The following is a 17,333-nucleotide window of genomic DNA, read 5'->3' as shown; positions in this document are numbered from 1 at the left end:
ATCTTGCAGAAAAAAATATATGGGAGGAACTCTATCAATGTCAAATAAAATCCAAGTCAGAACAATCCAAACAATTGAAAATGAGATATTTGAACTAAAGGAACAGACGGCTAATAACATATTAGAAATAGGAAAAAAATTGATTGAAGCAAAAGAGCAACTTAATCATGGAGAATGGGGTAATTGGCTAGAAGAAAAAATTAATTTCAGCCAACGAACCGCGAACCAATTTATGAGAATTGCAACAGAGTTTTCAAATTCGCAATCGCTTTCTAATTTGGGAACAACAAAACTATTCTTACTTTTGGATGTTCCAACAGATAAACGTGAAAACTTCATTAAAGAAAATAATCTAGAATCAATGACGACAAGGCAGATACAGCAAGAAATAAGAAATTTAAAAGATGAGTCATTAACAGTTAATAATACAGAGGTTATTGATATTGAAATTGACAAGCTAAAACCGCTGCTGGCACACAGTAAATATTTTAAAAATATCATTGGTAATGCATGGATTGACTTTTTAAAATCAGTTCAAACAAGCGGTATAGTTGATCCAATTCTAATCAGTCAAGATAATATTATTATATCTGGACATCAGCGTGTTAGGGCGTGTAGAGACTTAGACATGAAAATAGTACCTTGCTATATCAAAAAATACATTAACAATGCAAATTATTCCAAAGAAGATATGATGTTGCGTGACTGTTTAACGTCTAATTTGAAATTGCATTCAGATGATTTTGACATAGCTTGGAATGGCCTAAATGAGCACGGATGGATATAAAGCAAAAAGTATACTTATGTTACCAATACGGGTTCTGGCAATTTTGCCGGAACTGAAAATCATAACGTAAAAATGAAGGGAAGTATAAATTCTTTGTATGAGGATTTAGAAGATATTCAAGGATTTTTAAAAGAAGAATATGAGAAATACGGATATGGATATAAATGCACTTGTACATGGTGCGGTAAAGTGTTTTATTCTAGATTGCCAAATGCGAAAAAATGTTCTTATCGATGTACCAATGATGCTAAGATTGCTAATCGAAAACAGCGTAAAGAATTAGAACGAGAAAAGATATGTCCAATTTGTGGTAACAAGTTTCATGCCAAAAGGAAAGATAGTATTTATTGTAGCAATAAATGCAAGCAAAAGGCTTATCGACAAAATGGACAATGTGTTATGGCTTCCGGTTCTGCCGTATTCGGTGGAACTTGAAACAGTAACAAGCTAGCCAACTGGTATCCCTCAGAAAAAATATTAATGTACATGGTTTCAACATACAAAAAATAAATGAAAAGGATTGTGACCAATTATAAAAATACAAGAAAAGCAATATTACATAATTCGCAGTTTATCAATGGCGAATTATTTAGTACGGCATGGCTATGACATAAAAAAGGTAAGTGACAGCGAGAAGAACAACCAGTTTAAGGTGTTCCTATTCTCCGATTCAGATGAACTAAGGTCAGCAATGGCTCAGTTCAATCAGGAGGTATAAATCTCGATGTCAAATATCAATCAAACTCCAAAAGAACCAAAGTATATTACAGATTTAATTAGTCCTAAAATTATTGAGACGTGGCATGATGGGGATGTAATCATAATTTCTGCCAATTGTGGAAGGGGAAAAAGCTATTTCATTAAGAATCCATTATATGATTTTGCAAAAGCAAGTGGCAAGAAAATCTTGATGTTATTGCATCGGATTAATACTATTGATCAATTTCAAGCCGAAATAGAAAGAAATCATAAAACGGATGAAATTGAAATACGTAGTTACCAAAAAACACAAATTGAAATACAATATAACATTCCTTTTGATTGGGTGAAATATCAGTTTATAATTTCTGATGAATTTCATTATTTTCTTGATGATAGCAGCTTTAATACCACAACGGATTTATCGTTGGATAAAATTATTAATCAAAAACATGCAGTTAAGATTTTTATGAGTGCTACTGGTGAAGACGTTGTAGACTATATTACTGATTCATATCCAAATATTAAACCAATTACTTATACATTAACATATGATTATTCATTTATTAGAAGTTTAACATTTTATAATAAAGAAGAAACAACAGAAGAATTTTTAAAAAAGGCTATTAAGAACAACAAGAAATCAATATTTTTCATACAGTCAGCAAGAAAAGCGTATTCACTATATCAGAAATACAAAAAGGATTGTTTGTTTTGTTGCAGCTCTAGTAATTCAATATATTATAAATATGTCAATAAAGAGAAAATAAACTCAATGTTAAAAAATGAAAAATTTGATGAACTAATTTTAATTACCACATCGTGTCTTGATGCAGGAGTAAATATTATTGATAGAAATTTGCATGACATAGTGATAGATATAAAAGATGTACATTCACTTTTACAATGTATTGGTAGAAAACGAATTCAAGATGAAACAGATGGTCTCAACATTTGTATCAAGAGTTTAAACAATATGGTATTAGGTGGATTAGAACAATCTAATAAGCATCAAATAGAAATGGCTGATTATTTAAAAGCGGGGCATACAACAAATGAATATATTGACAAATTTAAAAGGCAGTATGATAAAAGTTATATTGTATTCGATGCTGTAGATGAAAACAATCAGGGCGTTTATAAAAAAATAAATCCACTAATGTACAGAAAAAAGACAAATGATCTTGCAAGAATAAAAAAGATGAAAGAATTAGGTGAATTTGGTTATTGTAAGTATATTCAAAATTTATTAGGTGTTAAAAGATATAACCTAATAAATGAAAATTATTCTCTGGAGGATTATTTGCATATCCATCAAGGTCAAATAATGTATCAGCGTACAGATAGGAAAGATTTAATTGACATTATGAATGTGAGAAGAGATGGAAAACTTAGGAAAAGATTGGACTTATTAAATGCAGCTTTGAAAGAAGAATCATTAAAATTTCAAGGCGAAGTATTGAATTTTCGTATTAGAGAGTTTTCTACAAGCAAAGTTATTGATGGTAAACAAAAAAGATATCCTAATGCATGGATTATTGAAGCGTTTGATTGGACTGTATTAACACCAAAATAGTCATGAAAATGGCGGAAAGCTCTATATAGAGGGTTACGCCCATTTGATGACTATTTACAAAAATATGAGTTAATAAAAGTTAATTCAGACAGATTTTAAGTTTGGGAAATGTAGCGTAGCGGAATTTCACATAACTTAAAAAATGTCATTCAGTAGCGAAACTTGTTTCGGTACTGCCTAGCTGTCTGCATGACCTATAAAGAATGGAGGATATAAAATATAAATGACAAAAGAAAAATTACAATATTATACTCAAATGCTTGATGATAAACAATTGAATACTGAAATATTAATTTCATGTTTAGCAAATTTAGAGCAGAGAATCAGTAAAGCTGCATATCAAAGAGCGAAATTTAAAAACAGTGGAATGATGTCAAATGAAAGCCATGAATATGAAATGAAGCAGTATATGAAATATCGGACAGAAATTACTAATCTTTTGGTTAGTACATATTCAAAGCAGGATATTAAAGTATTGGTAAGTTCAATCGATAAAAACGACATAGCCAATAATAAATTATGTGATTCAGTTGTTAAGTTAATTGAAAGCAATGAGTATCAATTACTATAATTATTAGATTGAAATTTTCATAAAAGGGGGTGAAGTCAGCAAGATGAAATTCAGAACATGAATTTGCAAAATTTAAAGTAAAACTGAATAGTACGAATATTGGACTGTGCTGTCTGCTCGTTATGAGCAGGCAGCTTTTTTAATTGGAGGAAAAAGAATGAGTTTTATGAGGTTACTTTTAACAGACACAGCGCATTTTTTCATTGGACTACTTGGCTTTTTGATTTACGTTGGATTTTATATGGCAGTTTCATTTATGGTTAATAAGTTGGTTAGATGGTGTGATAAACACATCCCATTTGCTGAGATAGGCCAATTTGTCCAAAAGCTGTGGTTCAAGGTAAAGGGAGAGGAACAATAATGGAGTTTAGAAAAATTGCAATTGATAAATTAGTTCCTGCCGAATATAATCCACGAAAGAAGCTGCAGCCAGAAGATAAAGAATATGAAAAAATTAAAAACAGCATTAAAGAGTTTGGGTTTGCTGAACCGATCATAGTAAATTCTGATATGACGATTATCGGAGGCCATCAGCGATATTCTGTATTGAAAGATTTAGGCTATGCCGAAATAGAGTGTGTTGTGCTTGAGGTTGATAAAACCAAAGAAAAAGCACTGAATATTGCCCTCAATAAAATCAGCGGTGAGTGGGATTTTGAACAGCTATCCAAATTGCTTGATGATTTACAAAAACAGGACTACAGTGTGGAATTGACCGGATTTGATATGAATGAAGCGGAAAAGTTATGGGATGAATACTTAGGAGAACAGTCTGATACATCAAAAGATGATGAATTTGAAATTGGACTGCCGGAAAAACCGGTTTCACAAAAGGGTGATGTTTGGCTTTTAGGAAAGCACCGATTGATGTGCGGTGACAGTACCGTTTTGGCAGATGTACAAAAATTGGCTAATGGTGGGGAGATAAAACTGATCTGTACTGATCCTCCATATAATGTGGATTATGGTGCGACTCAACATCCTAGTTGGAGAAAACGAAGTATTATGAATGATGCTATGGGGAAAGATGATTTTCATGACTTCCTATTCAAAGCATTTTCAAATATTGCATCTGTTGCAGAAAGTGGAGCCATGCTCTATTCCTTCATGTCGGCTCAAGAATGGGGAAATATGATGGATGTGCTTTCAGATTGCGGGTTTCACTGGTCATCCACAATTATTTGGAATAAAGACAGACTTGTACTGTCCCGAAAAGATTACCATACAAAATATGAACCAATATTTTATGGCTGGCTTGATAATGCACCAAGAATTCATCAGCTTGATGATAGAACACAGTCAGATGTATGGGACTTTCAAAGGCCAAGTAAATCTGATTTACATCCAACAATGAAGCCGATTGAATTAATGCAGAAAATGATTACAAACAGTTCCTATCGTGGGGAAATAGTATTGGATTTGTTCGGAGGCAGTGGCACTACTTTAATTGCCTGTGAAAATACCGACCGAAAATCCTTATTGATGGAACTTGACCCACAATATGTGGATGTAATTGTGAAACGTTATATTGATAAAGTTGGTTCTGAAAATGAAATTTTTCTCTTGCGTGGCGATGCAAAAATTCCATATGAGCAGGTTCAAAAGCCGCTTGACTAATTCTTTCATTGAAATGATAAATAACGTGAAATTCCTATATGACTAGTATTCTATCTCTCTCTATTCAGTAAAAAAGTATTATGCTATAATTATGGCACAGAAGGTGAGCTGAATGGAAATATTAGGGCTTGATGAAATAAGGAAAAGAATTGATGAATCAAATAGGAATGCAGCAATCAATAATAGAAATTTGTATCCAATCCAAGAGCAAGCTACTTTGATGGAAATATGGGAATACGTAAATTTCAACTGTGATCCTTTATGTGCTTGCAACCATTATAATAGAACCAAACAATGGAAGTTAAAAAGCGGGTTAGTGTTTGAAGATATTATTGGTGCATATCTGCGAATGTTTGTAGACGCTAGGAGACATCAATGCATAGCAGACATTGTAGGGCAGGAAAAAGTAGATTATAGTAAGCTCCCACACAGAATTAAAGGCGCAGTAGAAAGCTTAATCTACTTAAAAGACAACTGGGACAGATTATACGAAAAAGCTTCTATAAATATGAAAACACTACTATGTGATGACTGGTGTGATGAATTCTGGAAAAATGAATTTAACTTTCCCATTTCAGATAGTGTATATAAAGCAAAACGGTATTCAATTCTTTTACCGAATATATGTATTCCATATGATAATGCTTCAAGGAATAAAATCAAGAGGTTCCTCGGCGTTTCTAATAGTAGTACATATTTTGAGATGCTTCAAAAGTTAAGAAAGAGTGTAATAGAAATACTTGATAATGAAAAATCCGATTTGGCTACATTTCAAAAATTAGATGATCCGCTTAAAGCAATAAACTTTGAATATGACAAAATTGCTCTTAGAAGGGATGATACTAATTATGGGAATTATTATTTGCCTTTAGAAAGGCCTATCTCAAGAGTAATTGATAAAATGTTTTATAAGCCAACTATATAGTAATCACAAGTGGTATTATGCAGGTTGATAATAATTGGGGTTGAGTGAATGCTCAGCCTCTTTTTGTTGTCTGAATATAAAAATCCGTATGCGCAGGCTAAAAAAGCCGCTTGACTAATTTTTCCTTTTAAGTGATGAATGTTGTAAATTCAAAACAGGGAGGATTATTTATGGAAAGACAGGAAATAGTTGATACTTTGAGAAATCTATCACAGCAGGCTGAACAGAATGGTTTGAAAAAAGTATTGATGCCGCAGATATTGCCAACCGATATGGCTGATTCCAAACGGATTGACGAATTGATGCTGACTGGAGAACTGCCGGAAACATTCACTTCATATGATATTCCATTTCTTCTGCATTTCATTGCGGATATGATTGAAGAATAATTGTAGAAAACTGGGGCGAACAGCCCCTTTTCCTTATGGTACGCGCAAATATACTTGATAATATAAAATGATGCCCACACAGGCCAAATGTGGGGCAAAGAAAGGAGATGAACGCCATGAGTAGAAAAGGAATAGCAAATAAAATCAGTAAATATGATACGGACATAATACCCCGTTTGTCGGACATAAAAGAATGGATTGCCGAAGGAGACTCAGTTCGTGACATTTGCCACAAATTATCAATATCGCCGGATTCTTGGTACAGATATTGCAAAGATCATGAAGCACTTTCTGAACTCGTGAATATGGGTAAGTGCCTGTTGAATCAGGACGTGGAAAAATCACTTTTTAAATTGTGCACGGGCTATGAATTTGAAGAATTGAAAACGATCGTCGAAGAGGATAGAAACGGAAAAAAGCACACCAAACTGGAAAAAACCAAGCGCCACCAGCCACCATCCGCACAGGCAATATCCTTTTTTCTTCGCAATCGATGCCCGGAGGAATGGTCGGATAAAAAGCAGTTGATTCTTGATACCGCACAAAATGAACAGGCTCGTAAAGAATTGTTCCTGCAAATGCTTTCTGATGAGCAGCCACCGGAGATTGCTGAAACTTCTGAAGATGATGAGAACTTGGAATGCGACTAATGATTTTTGCTGCTCATTACGGAATTAAGGTTATGTTGTAAGAATTATCTTGACTTAGTACCTACTTTGAGTGATTAATGTAGTACCGAAGGATGGTGCTATATTATGATAAACCTTGATAACTTCCAGTTATATCTGATGCGTGAAGAGCGCAGTGAAAACACAATTTCCTGCTACTTGCGCGATGTGAAAGGCTTTTTCACTTGGTATGACAAGGAACCGGAGCGAATAACTGAATTTGACCTTATTGCTTACAAGCGATACTTGCTTGCAAAGGAGAAAACAGTCATTACTTCCAATCGTAAGCTTGCCAGTGTCAATGCTTTTTGCCGATACCTTTATGATGCAAGGTTACTGCCGGAAGCCTATGCCGCAAAGCTTACCAAGAACCGGGATAAATGCAATTATAAAGGCTTATCGGAGCAGGACTTGACCTCACTGCATGAAGCAATTCTGCAAAAAGGAAACCCAATGCATATCTGTATCATTGAATTGCTGTTTGGAACCGGCGTTCGTGTGAGTGAACTGACAGGTTTGACCATTAACGATATTGTCATAAGTGATACTGACAGCCATATCCGAGTGATTGGCAAAGGAATGGTCAACCGCACACTGCCCCTCAACGCTGTTGCAAAGCAAGCATTGGAACAATACCTCGCAGTACGACCAGACAGCAGCACACAGCGGCTCCTATTGGGGCAACGTGGCGCACTGGGTAGAGGTGCTGTGGAGATTATCCTTTGTAACTATGGCAAGGCACTTGGTATTAAAGTTACACCTCATATGCTGCGCCATTCCCTTGCCTATAAGCTAATCAAAACAGGTACGCCAATGACGACTATCCAACAAATCCTTGGCCATGAGAGTATTCTCACCACAAACCTTTACACACAAACCACTGAGCAGGATAAGGCTGACGCTTTGCAAGGCTTGGCTTGGTAAACTGAATAGAATATATTGAGCGATGCTGGAAACAGTGTCGCTTTTGATGGGAGGGGGTCTTCTATGTGGAAAAATCAACCCCACAGCTGAAGCTCCAAAAATTTTTACAGTACAATTTTTTCAAAATTATTTTATATGGTTATCTAAAGATATCTTAATAATATTTACATTAGGAAATGCGCGTTTTAGATTTTCAACGTAAACGGGAGAGTCAACGTCAGAGTAATAAAATGAGTATTTATGTAAAGCGTTATCGTTTGCATTTAGTCTTATGACATCTTTTTTGAGCTTGCCATTACTTTTTGGAGATGTGGCTGAAAATGTCTCAGCAATAACAGTTTGATCAACGGATTCGACATCATATCCTGATGAAGTTCCAAGATTAAGAGTGAAAGACATACCGGGGTAAATCTTCATCAAATAGATAACAGCTTCAATAGAAACCAAGTATGTGAACATTTGATTTAGCTGCTCTATAAGATTGATTGGCTTATTTTCTAATGGCTCGATTCCAACCTCTTTAAATTTGAGATTATACATTAAGTCGAGAGCACTGTTATTTGAAATCATAGAAATAATATTTAATTTTGAGATTTCTGCAGATTTCAAAACACTATTTCGAAGAAGGATGGCTTCGTCAATAGTCTTTATTGTACGGACTTTACTCAAAACAGTTCCCTCCAAAGCAAAAAGTATTTTAAACATTATAATACTACAATTATACATATAAGGAAAGGAGGCTCCATGCAAATAACGGAAGAACAAACAAGAGAAAATGAATTACTGAAGCAATACCTTGATAAATATTTTTCTGAAGATAAAGTGAAAACGCTGGTCAAGGAATTTTCGTTTTCAGAGCTTAGAAAACTGCTTGGTGAAATCGACATTGAATTTTTTGCTCTATGCTATTTCCCAAAATACTTTGACCGTCCGTTTGGTAGTTTCCATAAGGAACTGTTTTCTGAACTGAAATATATGCTAGGTAACAGTGGGCTGATTGAAGCATTCGGATTACCTCGTGAACACGGTAAAAGTACCATCAATTCATTTCTGTTTCCGCTCTATTCTACATTATATAACAAATCCCAGTTTACCTTAATTATCTCAGCAACCGAGCAGATTGCACTGCCATTTCTTGATATGATTAAGGATGAACTGGAAAACAATAAACTGCTGATTGAAGACTTCGGCATTGAAAAGGGGAATCGATGGAACAACAATGAAATTTGGATAAGAGGTCGCGGCATTGATGCCTGTATTATGATCCGTGGTATTGATGGTTCCCTGCGTGGTATTCATTTCAAACAGTACCGCCCTCAGCTTGTACTCCTCGATGATCTGCTGAAAGATGATACCGCAAAATCTGAAACCAAGCGTGAGCAAGTGAAATCCACCTTTACAGATGTTGTCATTCCAATTGGCACAAAAGAAACAAACATCCTTGTGGTTGGCACAGTTCTTCATGAGGAAGATCTGATGGCAGAGCTTCTCAAGGGCAAAATCTCCGGGGTGAGAAGTATTCGAAAAGCAGCAATCCTATCATTTTCAGAGCGCGATGATTTATGGGGTGAATGGGAGCGGCTATATAACAATTTAAAGGATTTTGATCGCATCAATACTGCCAAGGCATATTTTGAGGATAACAAAGAAGCCATGCTGGAAGGTACTGAAATCTTGTGGCATGAATACCTCGATTACTATTATCTGATGTGCAAAAAGCAGTCTATGGGAGATAAGTCATTTTACAAGGAATTACAGAACGATCCTCGTTCCACTGATGATTATATTTTTCAGAATATTTCTATGTGGGACAGCCTACCGGACTACACTGATTTGGAGATAGTCATGTATGTTGACCCTGCCATCAAAGCCGGAAAGCGCAACGACTATTCTGCTATTACAATACTTGGTAGACATGAAAAAACTGGGCAGATGTATGTGCTGGACGGAAGTATTTATAAGCTACTGCCCGATGACCTTTTTCAGGTTGCCATCGAAAAGTTGCAGCAGTTCCCTATTGAAAAAGTTGGCTTTGAAGCGACGCAGGCGCAGAGCTATATGAAACAAAAATTTGAGGAAAGCCTATGGGAAAAACGCATTTTTACCCCGGTGGAAGAAGTGAATTCCAAAGGGCAGAAGCATGAGCGAATTATAACACTTGAGCCTGACATCAAGCGTGGATTTATTCTTTTCAATCCTGCAAATGTGGCGTATAATAATCAAGTAAAGGATTATAACAAAGGTGCGAAGCATGATGACGCACCGGACAGCCTTTATGGTGCGGTACAATTGGTACAGGGTGTACAGAGCTTGAAGTTTTTTGATAGAGGGCTGCTATTTTAAGGGGATAACACGAATGAATTTCTTGGATGTGCATAAAAATTGTTTGGAAGCTATAAGGCAAAACTATTGTAATTTCCATTTTTACTGTGAAAGAGACTTTGTTTGGACTGTTCAAAAGTACATCCAAAATTACATAGGTGATAATAGACTTCCATATAAAGTGTTTAATGACTTCCCAATTGAGTCAGGAGAAAAAAGAAGCAAAAGCGTTGATATTGCAGTTATTGCAAACAACTTCAATGACAAAGATATATTAATTGGAAAGGCACAAGCTGAATTTGTAATCGAGTTTAAATTCGAGCCTTCCAAGATGCGTAAAGACGATATTTGCGTACATAAGCTGCCAGTTGTTGAATGGAGTGGAGTCTTAATAGATATTGATAGGATTCACCGCTTTGTTGAAAATAGAAAAGCCAAATGTGGTGTTGCAATATTAATTGATGAATTTGGAAGGCATAAAACATCTCAGCACATTTTGGAGAACAGCACCTGGATTGACTGGGGCAAATGCAATTCGGAGCAACTTAATGTATCAGTTTTATATACGGAAGTTAAGTAAAAATATTGATAAATTGAAGAGATTTCAGTATAATAACGATAAGAAAGAGGTGCCGACATGGAGAAAAGCATAAGAGTAAGTGATAAAAACAAAAAAAATTTGAAGAGCACAATGGCTTCCTTTGCTGTAGAGGGGATTACTCCAAGTCGGGAAACATTAAAATACTGCCGGATGCGTGATGCTGGAAGAATTTCATGTAAGCAGGAAATAGAGGCTGTTACCAAGAAATACAGAGAGATGGCACAGCGGTAATGGGTGAGTTTTCTAAATATGAAATTTATGTTGATACATGGTCGCTTTACTATTATAAGGATGTACCTGTGTTACGCAATAAAATGCATATAAAAGATGAAAAATTACTTAAAATGGCTGAGGAAGAAATTACTTTTAAAAAAGCCTATGAGTTGACTCACCAACCGATTGCAGGACGCTTTGGTATAACTCATTTATTTCGTATTCATAAGTTTATGTTTGGGGATGTTTATTCTTTTGCCGGAAGAATCCGCTATGAAAATATATCCAAAGGGCAAACAAAATTTTACCCGGTACAATCTATAGACAGGGAACTAAAGATGCTTTTTTACAAATTGAAAGCTGACAATTCCTTAGCTGGGTTGGATGAAGAACTGTTTTTTGAAAAGCTTACATATTATATGGCAGAATTGAATATCATTCATCCGTTTCGAGAAGGGAACGGAAGAACAATACGAGAATTTATTAGAGAACTAGCACTCAAAAACGGTTATGCCATTCATTGGGACAAAGTTTCAAAGCAAGAGTTACTGGACGCTTCTATTGCATCCGTATTTGAACCGGAACATCTTCAGCATTGTTTAATTCAGTGTGCTGAAAAAATAGTTTAAATCATATTGGGCTTCTTCGGAAGTCCTTTTTTCTGCCCATTTTTGAAAGGAGAGGATTATTTGGAAGTAAACGAAGATCTCATCAGGCTTTGTCTTGATGAGTTAAATACCCAAGCAAAACAAAAGTTAAAATATAAGCATTATTATGATGGCGACCATAATATCCTGCACGATTACGATATGCAGGACAGCCGCAGCAACCGAAAATTAATATTCAACTTCCCACGAAAGTTTGTGGATAACGAAACCGGGTACCTTTTGGGTAAGCCGGTTAATTTTATATCCAAAACCGATAACAAAGCTGTGGTGGACTGTGTTGACCACAACATTTCTCACTGGGACAAAGAACATAATCTCAATCTAAGAAAGCAATCGGAAATCTTTGGTGAAAGTTATGAACTGGATTACATCAATACAGATGGTGAATTCTGTGGGACAGTGTTGACTCCACTCAATTGCTATTGCTTAGAGGATGGCTCTGCCGACCGAAATGTCATCCTTGCTCTGCACCAATTTAAGAAGCCTTTTGATTCCAATCTTTATGTGGATGTTTATACCGATACGCAAATTATGCATTATGAAATTGGTGATGCAGATTCATTGGGCACAGTCAGTTCAGGGGAAAATCTGAACTATTTGGGTAGCCATCCTCATATTTTCGGCAGGGTACCGGTAATTGTCTGCCCCGCTAATTCTGATCGCAAAAGCGGATTTGAAGATGTGGTTTCTTTGTTTGATGCCTATAATGCTATTAATTCGGATTTAGTGAACGAGATTGCGGATCACCGAAACGCTTACCTTGTGGTAGAGAATGCCAAGCTGGAAGAGGATGACCTGCTGAAAATGAAAAGTATGGGCATTATTCAGGTGCCTAAGGGCGGTAAGGTTTCTTGGCTCACCAAAGATATTAATGACAGTTTTGTGCAAAACGAATTAGAAAATATTGAACGTAAAATCTATGACATGATGGATGAGGTCAATTTCAATGAGAATTGGGCAGCCAATACCTCTTCCTTAGCTTTGCGCAATAAACTGCTCAATCTGGAAAACCGGGTATCCATGCGTGAAGCCTTTATGGAACGGGTAATCAAAGAGCGGCTCAGAAATCTGTTTGTTTTCATTGCTAAAAAAGAAGGTATTACTTATGATTACCGGGATGTCATCGTAAAGTTCACAAGAAATCTGCCAACCGATTTGACAGGGCTTGCAGATGTGATTGTCAAACTTGAAAATGTCTGCTCGCAGGAAACACTCCTTACTTTGCTGCCCTTTGTAGAGAGTCCTAAAATTGAACTTAATAAATATCAGGCAGAGCAAAAACAAAAGGCAGAGAATACTACGGATACAGAACCGACGATTACACAATAAAACAATATTTCAGGCACTTTCATAGCAGGGTAGGGTAATTATACCTCCCCTGTTTTTTTATAGCCTAAAACAATGAAATACACAATAATATCAATTTACCAAAATTGCCGATAAGCCTAGTATTTATGCGGGTTTATCGGCTTTTATCATAAAAATTAATTTGCCCGTTTTAAGGGGGAAGGAAGATGATACTACTTGGCAAGAATCAGAGATTCTGATAAATCAGATTTGGAGTTTTGGATGGATGAAAAAGGCAATATCAAATATTTCAAAAAGTGCGCTCGCTGTGCCAATCCCTGCAAACAATCCTATCGGTGCAAAGAGGTCGATTGCCCACGCTATAAGCGCAGATAAAAGTTGTCCTTGGTAAGACGTTAAACTGCCCAAACGTATCCGGTTCTATTTTGAGTCGGATGGGTAAATTTGAAGGAGGAAAAAATTATGACACTTGATGAAGTAAAACAGTATTTCAATGAAAACAAAAATAGCGAAGAAACCAAAGCATATCTTCAGGGGCTTATCACCGTTGAAGGGGTGCAAAATTTCATGGAAACGTCGGATGGCAAATCGTGGCTGGATTCCGTTAAGGACAAGCATTTGCAGAAAGGTCTTGAAACTTGGAAAGCCAATAATCTGCAAAAGGAAATTGACAAAAAAATAGCAGAACTTTACCCGGAGGAAAATGAAGAGAAAAAACAGCTTCGGGAACTCAATTCCAAAATTGAAAAGATGGAGCAGGAAAAACAGCGTGAAGTTCTGAAAAATAAGGCGCTTACTGTTGCAACTGAAAAAAAGCTCCCAATCACTAATATTGTCGATTTGCTGTTAGGAAAAGATGAAGAATCCACACTAGAAAACATCGGCAGACTGGAAACTGTTTTCGGTGATTCGGTGAAATCGGCAGTGGAAGAAAGGCTCAAGAGCAATTCCTACATTCCACCACAAAGTAAGGAGCAGGAGCCAAAAGTAAGGAACTTGGGCGATGCCCTTAAGAATTACTATACGAAAAACAACAATTAAATTTGAAAAGGAGAAATGATTATTATGGCAGTAACATTACAACAGGCAAAACTTAACGCACAGGATGATATCCAAAAAGGGGTTATCGATGAATTCAGAAAGAGTTCGTATATCCTCGACAATATCACGTTTGACAATGCGGTAACACCCGGCACCAATGGAGCTACGCTTACATATGGTTACACGAGATTGATCACCCAGCCGACAGCGGCTTTCAGAGCAATTAACACGGAATATACTTCGCAGGAAGTTACAAAAGACAGGTTTACAGTGGAACTCAAGCCATTCGGCGGTTCCTTTGCAGTAGACCGGATTGTTGCCAATACCGGTGGATTGGTCGATGAGGTGAATTTACAGGTTCAGCAAAAGGTGAAAGCGGCAAAGGCTCTGTTTCACGATACCATTATTAATGGTGATTCCGCAATCAATGTGAATTCGTTTGACGGATTGAATAAGGCGGTAACCGGCTCTACCACTGAGTATGCAGTGAATAAGACAATTGACTTATCAAGCACTTCTGCGGTGGATACCAATTACAAGCAGTTCCTTGATATGCTGGATGAATTCCTGTCCAACCTTGATGCAGCGCCCACATTCCTTGGCGGCAACTCGAAACTAATTACCAAAATTAAGTCAGTTGCAAGACGAGCGGGATATTTAACACAAAGTGAGGATGCTTTCGGTAGAAAGGTAGATGCCTATGACGGAATCCCGCTTGTGGATTTGGGTGCAAAGGTTGGCAGCAATGATCCGGTTGTATCCATTGTTGATACCCGAAAACCCGATGGAACCAATGCAGTAACCGGATTAACTGACCTTTATGCTGCAAGACTGGCTCTTGACGGCTTCCACGCTGTTTCCCTTGCCAATCAGGACTTGGTGAAAATTTGGCTCCCTGACTTCAGTACTTCCGGTGCAGTGAAAACCGGAGAAGTGGAAATGGTCGCTGCGGTAGCACTCAAGGCAACAAAGAGCGCCGGTGTATTCAGAAATATTAAAGTAATATAAACGGAGGATATGATATGGCGAGGATATACTCTAAAAACGAAAAGTATAACGGTATATCCGCAGGAATCAACTTTGTAAACGGGGTGGGGGTCTCAACGGACTCCCGCCTTCTTTCTTGGTTTGAAGAAAACGGATATTGCATTTTACCGGAGTTGGATGAAATGAATTATAAAGAATTGACCGAATATGCAAAATCAAAAGGGCTTAACGGAATCGGTATGAAAAAAGAGGAACTTTATCAACTGCTGAAAGAAACGGAGGAACCAAATGCTTGAACTTGTAAAGATGCTGCTCGGTATTGATAGCACAGATACATCAAAGGACAAAGTTTTGGATCATTATATTACTCAGGCAAATAAAATGGCTCTGCTTTATTGCAATGTTGCGGCCTTAGTGGGTTATGACGATACGGTTGCGGAGTTGACCGTTTATCTGTACAAAAACAGAGACAGCAAGGGTTACACACAGAAAACCGAAGGAGAAAAGAGCATTGCATTTGAATTGGGTATACCTGAGTCAATTAAGGCAGTACTGCCTGTTCCCAAAATAACAGTGGGGGTGGCAGATGTTTAAAGATACACAGATTCAAATACTGAATGGTTCCTTTCAACAGATTGCTGCAACTGATGCGGACATACAGCCGTTTGAAAAAACCATGACTTTTGAGGATGGCATTGATATTGAAATTACAAAAAGGGCATTCTGTGAAACACTTGCGCAAATAGACAACAAGTCCTATTTAAAGGTTGGCAGTAAGCTTTATAAAGTTATGAAGATAAAGCCTTACAGCGATTATTTAGAACTTTGGCTCTATGAATGTGAGCGTGGCGCGATATGAATCGTATTGAAACATTGTGGAGTTTCTTTCAATTTGAAAAAGGACAACAGATCACGATTAATGGAGTACAAAATTTTGGTATCATAAGCAGCGCAAGTGAAAATCCAAGCTATTATGATGATCAATATTTAAGAACCGATGTACCCATTAAAACCGGAGATATCATCGTATATCAGAACAAAAAGTGGATTGTCATTTCTCAGCCAGAAGAAAACAGTAAAACTTATCGAGCCAAAATAAGAGAAAGCAATTTTGTAATAAAAGTGTATATCGGCGAAATCCTCCATGAGTTTGATTCCATGATTGATTCCGTGGGTGCTTATGTTGAAGATGGAAAAGTAATCAATACTGCTGCCGGAGAAATTATGGTTACAGTACCATCCAATGAATATTCCGACAAAATTGAAATCAATGCAAGGTTCATCAAGCTCGGCTACGCTTGGAAGGTCAGTGGTGTTGACCGGAGCAAAAAGGGTCTCAATATAATTCATGCCGACAAAGACGCGTTTATAGATGATGACGATAAGCAGAATGAAATTGCCGATTATTATAAGCACAACCATCAATATGCAATTACGGTTTCGAATCAACAGCCAACTGAGGTGACTTTAGGCGGAACCACACAGCTTATTTTCATTGTCACTGATAAAGGCAGTCAGGTTTCTACCCTGCCGGAAATTATTTGCACATCATCCAATGAAGCAATTGCAACAGTCAGCAATACTGGGTTAATAACCGGAATTTCCAATGGCGAGGCATCAATTACCGCTGTTGTTTCTGGGTATTCTCAAGCGGCGGTGACTGTATCCACAAAAATAACCGGAACGGTAACGCCAAGCTACTCGGTAGGTATAACCTTTAAAAACACTGCTGAAATAAGAGTTGGCGGTTATCCAAAGCCATTTACCGCTGTTGTTTATGAAAACGGCACAGCTATTACTACAAAATCGGTGACTTGGTCGGTGAAAAACAAAGATTACACCGGAGATGCCATGTCAACATTGTCTGATATGACAGGTACAACCTGCAAACTGGCTGCGCTTAATAACAATGCTTATATTGGGCATAGCGTAATACTTACCGCCACACTGTCAGATGACAGCACTGTATTTTACGATCTCAATGTTTTAATTATTTCATATACGTAAAGCAGATAGAGAAATGGGAAAACACATTCC

23 protein-coding genes are annotated in these 17,333 nt (G+C 36.9%); 22 read left to right on the top strand and 1 reads right to left on the bottom strand.

The window, feature by feature from the left end; all coding sequences use genetic code 11:
* Window positions 1-37 precede the first annotated feature (37 nt).
* The 11 genes from J5W02_RS06455 (at window position 38) to J5W02_RS06405 (ending at window position 8,156) form a co-directional block, all read left to right on the top strand.
* On the top strand, window positions 38-787 hold the full coding sequence (locus tag J5W02_RS06455) for a DUF3102 domain-containing protein (protein ID WP_219964857.1): 750 nt from the start codon (window positions 38-40) through the stop codon (window positions 785-787).
* A gap of 93 nt (window positions 788-880) precedes the next feature.
* Window positions 881-1,222 carry a hypothetical protein gene (locus tag J5W02_RS06450; RefSeq protein WP_219964856.1) on the top strand — a complete coding sequence of 114 codons (342 nt, stop codon included), beginning with the start codon at window positions 881-883 and terminating at the stop codon, window positions 1,220-1,222.
* A gap of 94 nt (window positions 1,223-1,316) precedes the next feature.
* Window positions 1,317-1,505, top strand: a complete 189-nt coding sequence (locus J5W02_RS14910) for a DUF5659 domain-containing protein (RefSeq protein ID WP_407928364.1) — start codon at window positions 1,317-1,319, stop codon at window positions 1,503-1,505.
* Between the two features lie 6 nt (window positions 1,506-1,511).
* Window positions 1,512-3,062, top strand: a complete 1,551-nt coding sequence (locus J5W02_RS06440) for a DEAD/DEAH box helicase family protein (RefSeq protein WP_219964854.1) — start codon at window positions 1,512-1,514, stop codon at window positions 3,060-3,062.
* A 223-nt stretch (window positions 3,063-3,285) separates the two neighbouring features.
* Complete coding sequence (locus J5W02_RS06435) at window positions 3,286-3,633, top strand: hypothetical protein (RefSeq protein ID WP_219964853.1); 348 nt, start codon at window positions 3,286-3,288, stop codon at window positions 3,631-3,633.
* 157 nt (window positions 3,634-3,790) lie between these two features.
* Window positions 3,791-3,994 (top strand): hypothetical protein, encoded by a 204-nt coding sequence (locus J5W02_RS06430; protein ID WP_219964852.1) that lies wholly within the window; start codon window positions 3,791-3,793, stop codon window positions 3,992-3,994.
* Window positions 3,994-5,250, top strand: a complete 1,257-nt coding sequence (locus J5W02_RS06425) for a site-specific DNA-methyltransferase (protein ID WP_219964851.1) — start codon at window positions 3,994-3,996, stop codon at window positions 5,248-5,250. The genes J5W02_RS06430 and J5W02_RS06425 overlap by 1 nt, the downstream gene beginning before the upstream one ends.
* A gap of 112 nt (window positions 5,251-5,362) precedes the next feature.
* Window positions 5,363-6,175 (top strand): hypothetical protein, encoded by an 813-nt coding sequence (locus J5W02_RS06420; protein WP_219964850.1) that lies wholly within the window; start codon window positions 5,363-5,365, stop codon window positions 6,173-6,175.
* Between the two features lie 170 nt (window positions 6,176-6,345).
* Window positions 6,346-6,564: a hypothetical protein gene (locus tag J5W02_RS06415; RefSeq protein WP_219964849.1), complete on the top strand. Its 219-nt coding sequence runs from the start codon at window positions 6,346-6,348 to the stop codon at window positions 6,562-6,564.
* 116 nt (window positions 6,565-6,680) lie between these two features.
* Window positions 6,681-7,214: a hypothetical protein gene (locus J5W02_RS06410; RefSeq protein WP_219964848.1), complete on the top strand. Its 534-nt coding sequence runs from the start codon at window positions 6,681-6,683 to the stop codon at window positions 7,212-7,214.
* A 105-nt stretch (window positions 7,215-7,319) separates the two neighbouring features.
* A complete protein-coding gene (locus J5W02_RS06405; RefSeq protein WP_219964847.1) occupies window positions 7,320-8,156 on the top strand; it encodes a tyrosine-type recombinase/integrase in 837 nt (278 codons plus the stop codon).
* A 126-nt stretch (window positions 8,157-8,282) separates the two neighbouring features.
* Here the strand turns inward: J5W02_RS06405 and J5W02_RS06400 are convergent, their stop codons facing one another.
* On the bottom strand, window positions 8,283-8,825 hold the full coding sequence (locus J5W02_RS06400; RefSeq protein ID WP_219964846.1) for a hypothetical protein: 543 nt from the start codon (window positions 8,823-8,825) through the stop codon (window positions 8,283-8,285).
* Window positions 8,826-8,900: 75 nt separating this feature from the next.
* Here J5W02_RS06400 and terL point away from each other — a divergent pair, with 75 nt between their 5' ends.
* The 11 genes from terL (at window position 8,901) to J5W02_RS06345 (ending at window position 17,303) form a co-directional block, all read left to right on the top strand.
* The gene (terL, locus tag J5W02_RS06395; protein WP_219964845.1) at window positions 8,901-10,499 is read left to right on the top strand and encodes a phage terminase large subunit; all 1,599 of its coding nucleotides are present in this window, start codon (window positions 8,901-8,903) and stop codon (window positions 10,497-10,499) included.
* 13 nt (window positions 10,500-10,512) lie between these two features.
* Window positions 10,513-11,058, top strand: coding sequence for a hypothetical protein (locus tag J5W02_RS06390; RefSeq protein ID WP_219964844.1), 546 nt, complete (start codon window positions 10,513-10,515; stop codon window positions 11,056-11,058).
* A 57-nt stretch (window positions 11,059-11,115) separates the two neighbouring features.
* Window positions 11,116-11,310, top strand: a complete 195-nt coding sequence (locus J5W02_RS06385) for a hypothetical protein (protein ID WP_219964843.1) — start codon at window positions 11,116-11,118, stop codon at window positions 11,308-11,310.
* Entirely contained in the window at window positions 11,310-11,921 is a 612-nt protein-coding gene (locus J5W02_RS06380; protein WP_219964842.1) for a Fic/DOC family protein, read from the top strand. Before J5W02_RS06385 ends, J5W02_RS06380 begins: the two co-directional genes overlap by 1 nt.
* Before the next feature lie 60 nt (window positions 11,922-11,981).
* Window positions 11,982-13,289: a phage portal protein gene (locus tag J5W02_RS06375; RefSeq protein ID WP_219964841.1), complete on the top strand. Its 1,308-nt coding sequence runs from the start codon at window positions 11,982-11,984 to the stop codon at window positions 13,287-13,289.
* A 441-nt stretch (window positions 13,290-13,730) separates the two neighbouring features.
* Window positions 13,731-14,309, top strand: a complete 579-nt coding sequence (locus tag J5W02_RS06370) for a DUF4355 domain-containing protein (RefSeq protein WP_219964840.1) — start codon at window positions 13,731-13,733, stop codon at window positions 14,307-14,309.
* A 24-nt stretch (window positions 14,310-14,333) separates the two neighbouring features.
* A complete protein-coding gene (locus J5W02_RS06365) occupies window positions 14,334-15,317 on the top strand; it encodes a major capsid protein (protein WP_219964839.1) in 984 nt (327 codons plus the stop codon).
* Window positions 15,318-15,331: 14 nt separating this feature from the next.
* Window positions 15,332-15,592 (top strand): hypothetical protein, encoded by a 261-nt coding sequence (locus J5W02_RS06360; RefSeq protein WP_219964838.1) that lies wholly within the window; start codon window positions 15,332-15,334, stop codon window positions 15,590-15,592.
* Window positions 15,585-15,890 (top strand): phage head-tail connector protein, encoded by a 306-nt coding sequence (locus J5W02_RS06355; RefSeq protein WP_219964837.1) that lies wholly within the window; start codon window positions 15,585-15,587, stop codon window positions 15,888-15,890. Before J5W02_RS06360 ends, J5W02_RS06355 begins: the two co-directional genes overlap by 8 nt.
* On the top strand, window positions 15,883-16,155 hold the full coding sequence (locus J5W02_RS06350) for a hypothetical protein (RefSeq protein WP_219964836.1): 273 nt from the start codon (window positions 15,883-15,885) through the stop codon (window positions 16,153-16,155). The genes J5W02_RS06355 and J5W02_RS06350 overlap by 8 nt, the downstream gene beginning before the upstream one ends.
* A complete protein-coding gene (locus J5W02_RS06345; protein ID WP_219964835.1) occupies window positions 16,152-17,303 on the top strand; it encodes an Ig-like domain-containing protein in 1,152 nt (383 codons plus the stop codon). The genes J5W02_RS06350 and J5W02_RS06345 overlap by 4 nt, the downstream gene beginning before the upstream one ends.
* Window positions 17,304-17,333: the final 30 nt, after the last annotated feature.

It is taken from the genome of Caproiciproducens faecalis (assembly GCF_019448085.1).
In the GTDB taxonomy this organism is placed as follows: domain Bacteria; phylum Bacillota; class Clostridia; order Oscillospirales; family Acutalibacteraceae; genus Caproiciproducens; species Caproiciproducens faecalis.
This window is presented reverse-complemented; position numbering and strand designations above follow the sequence as displayed.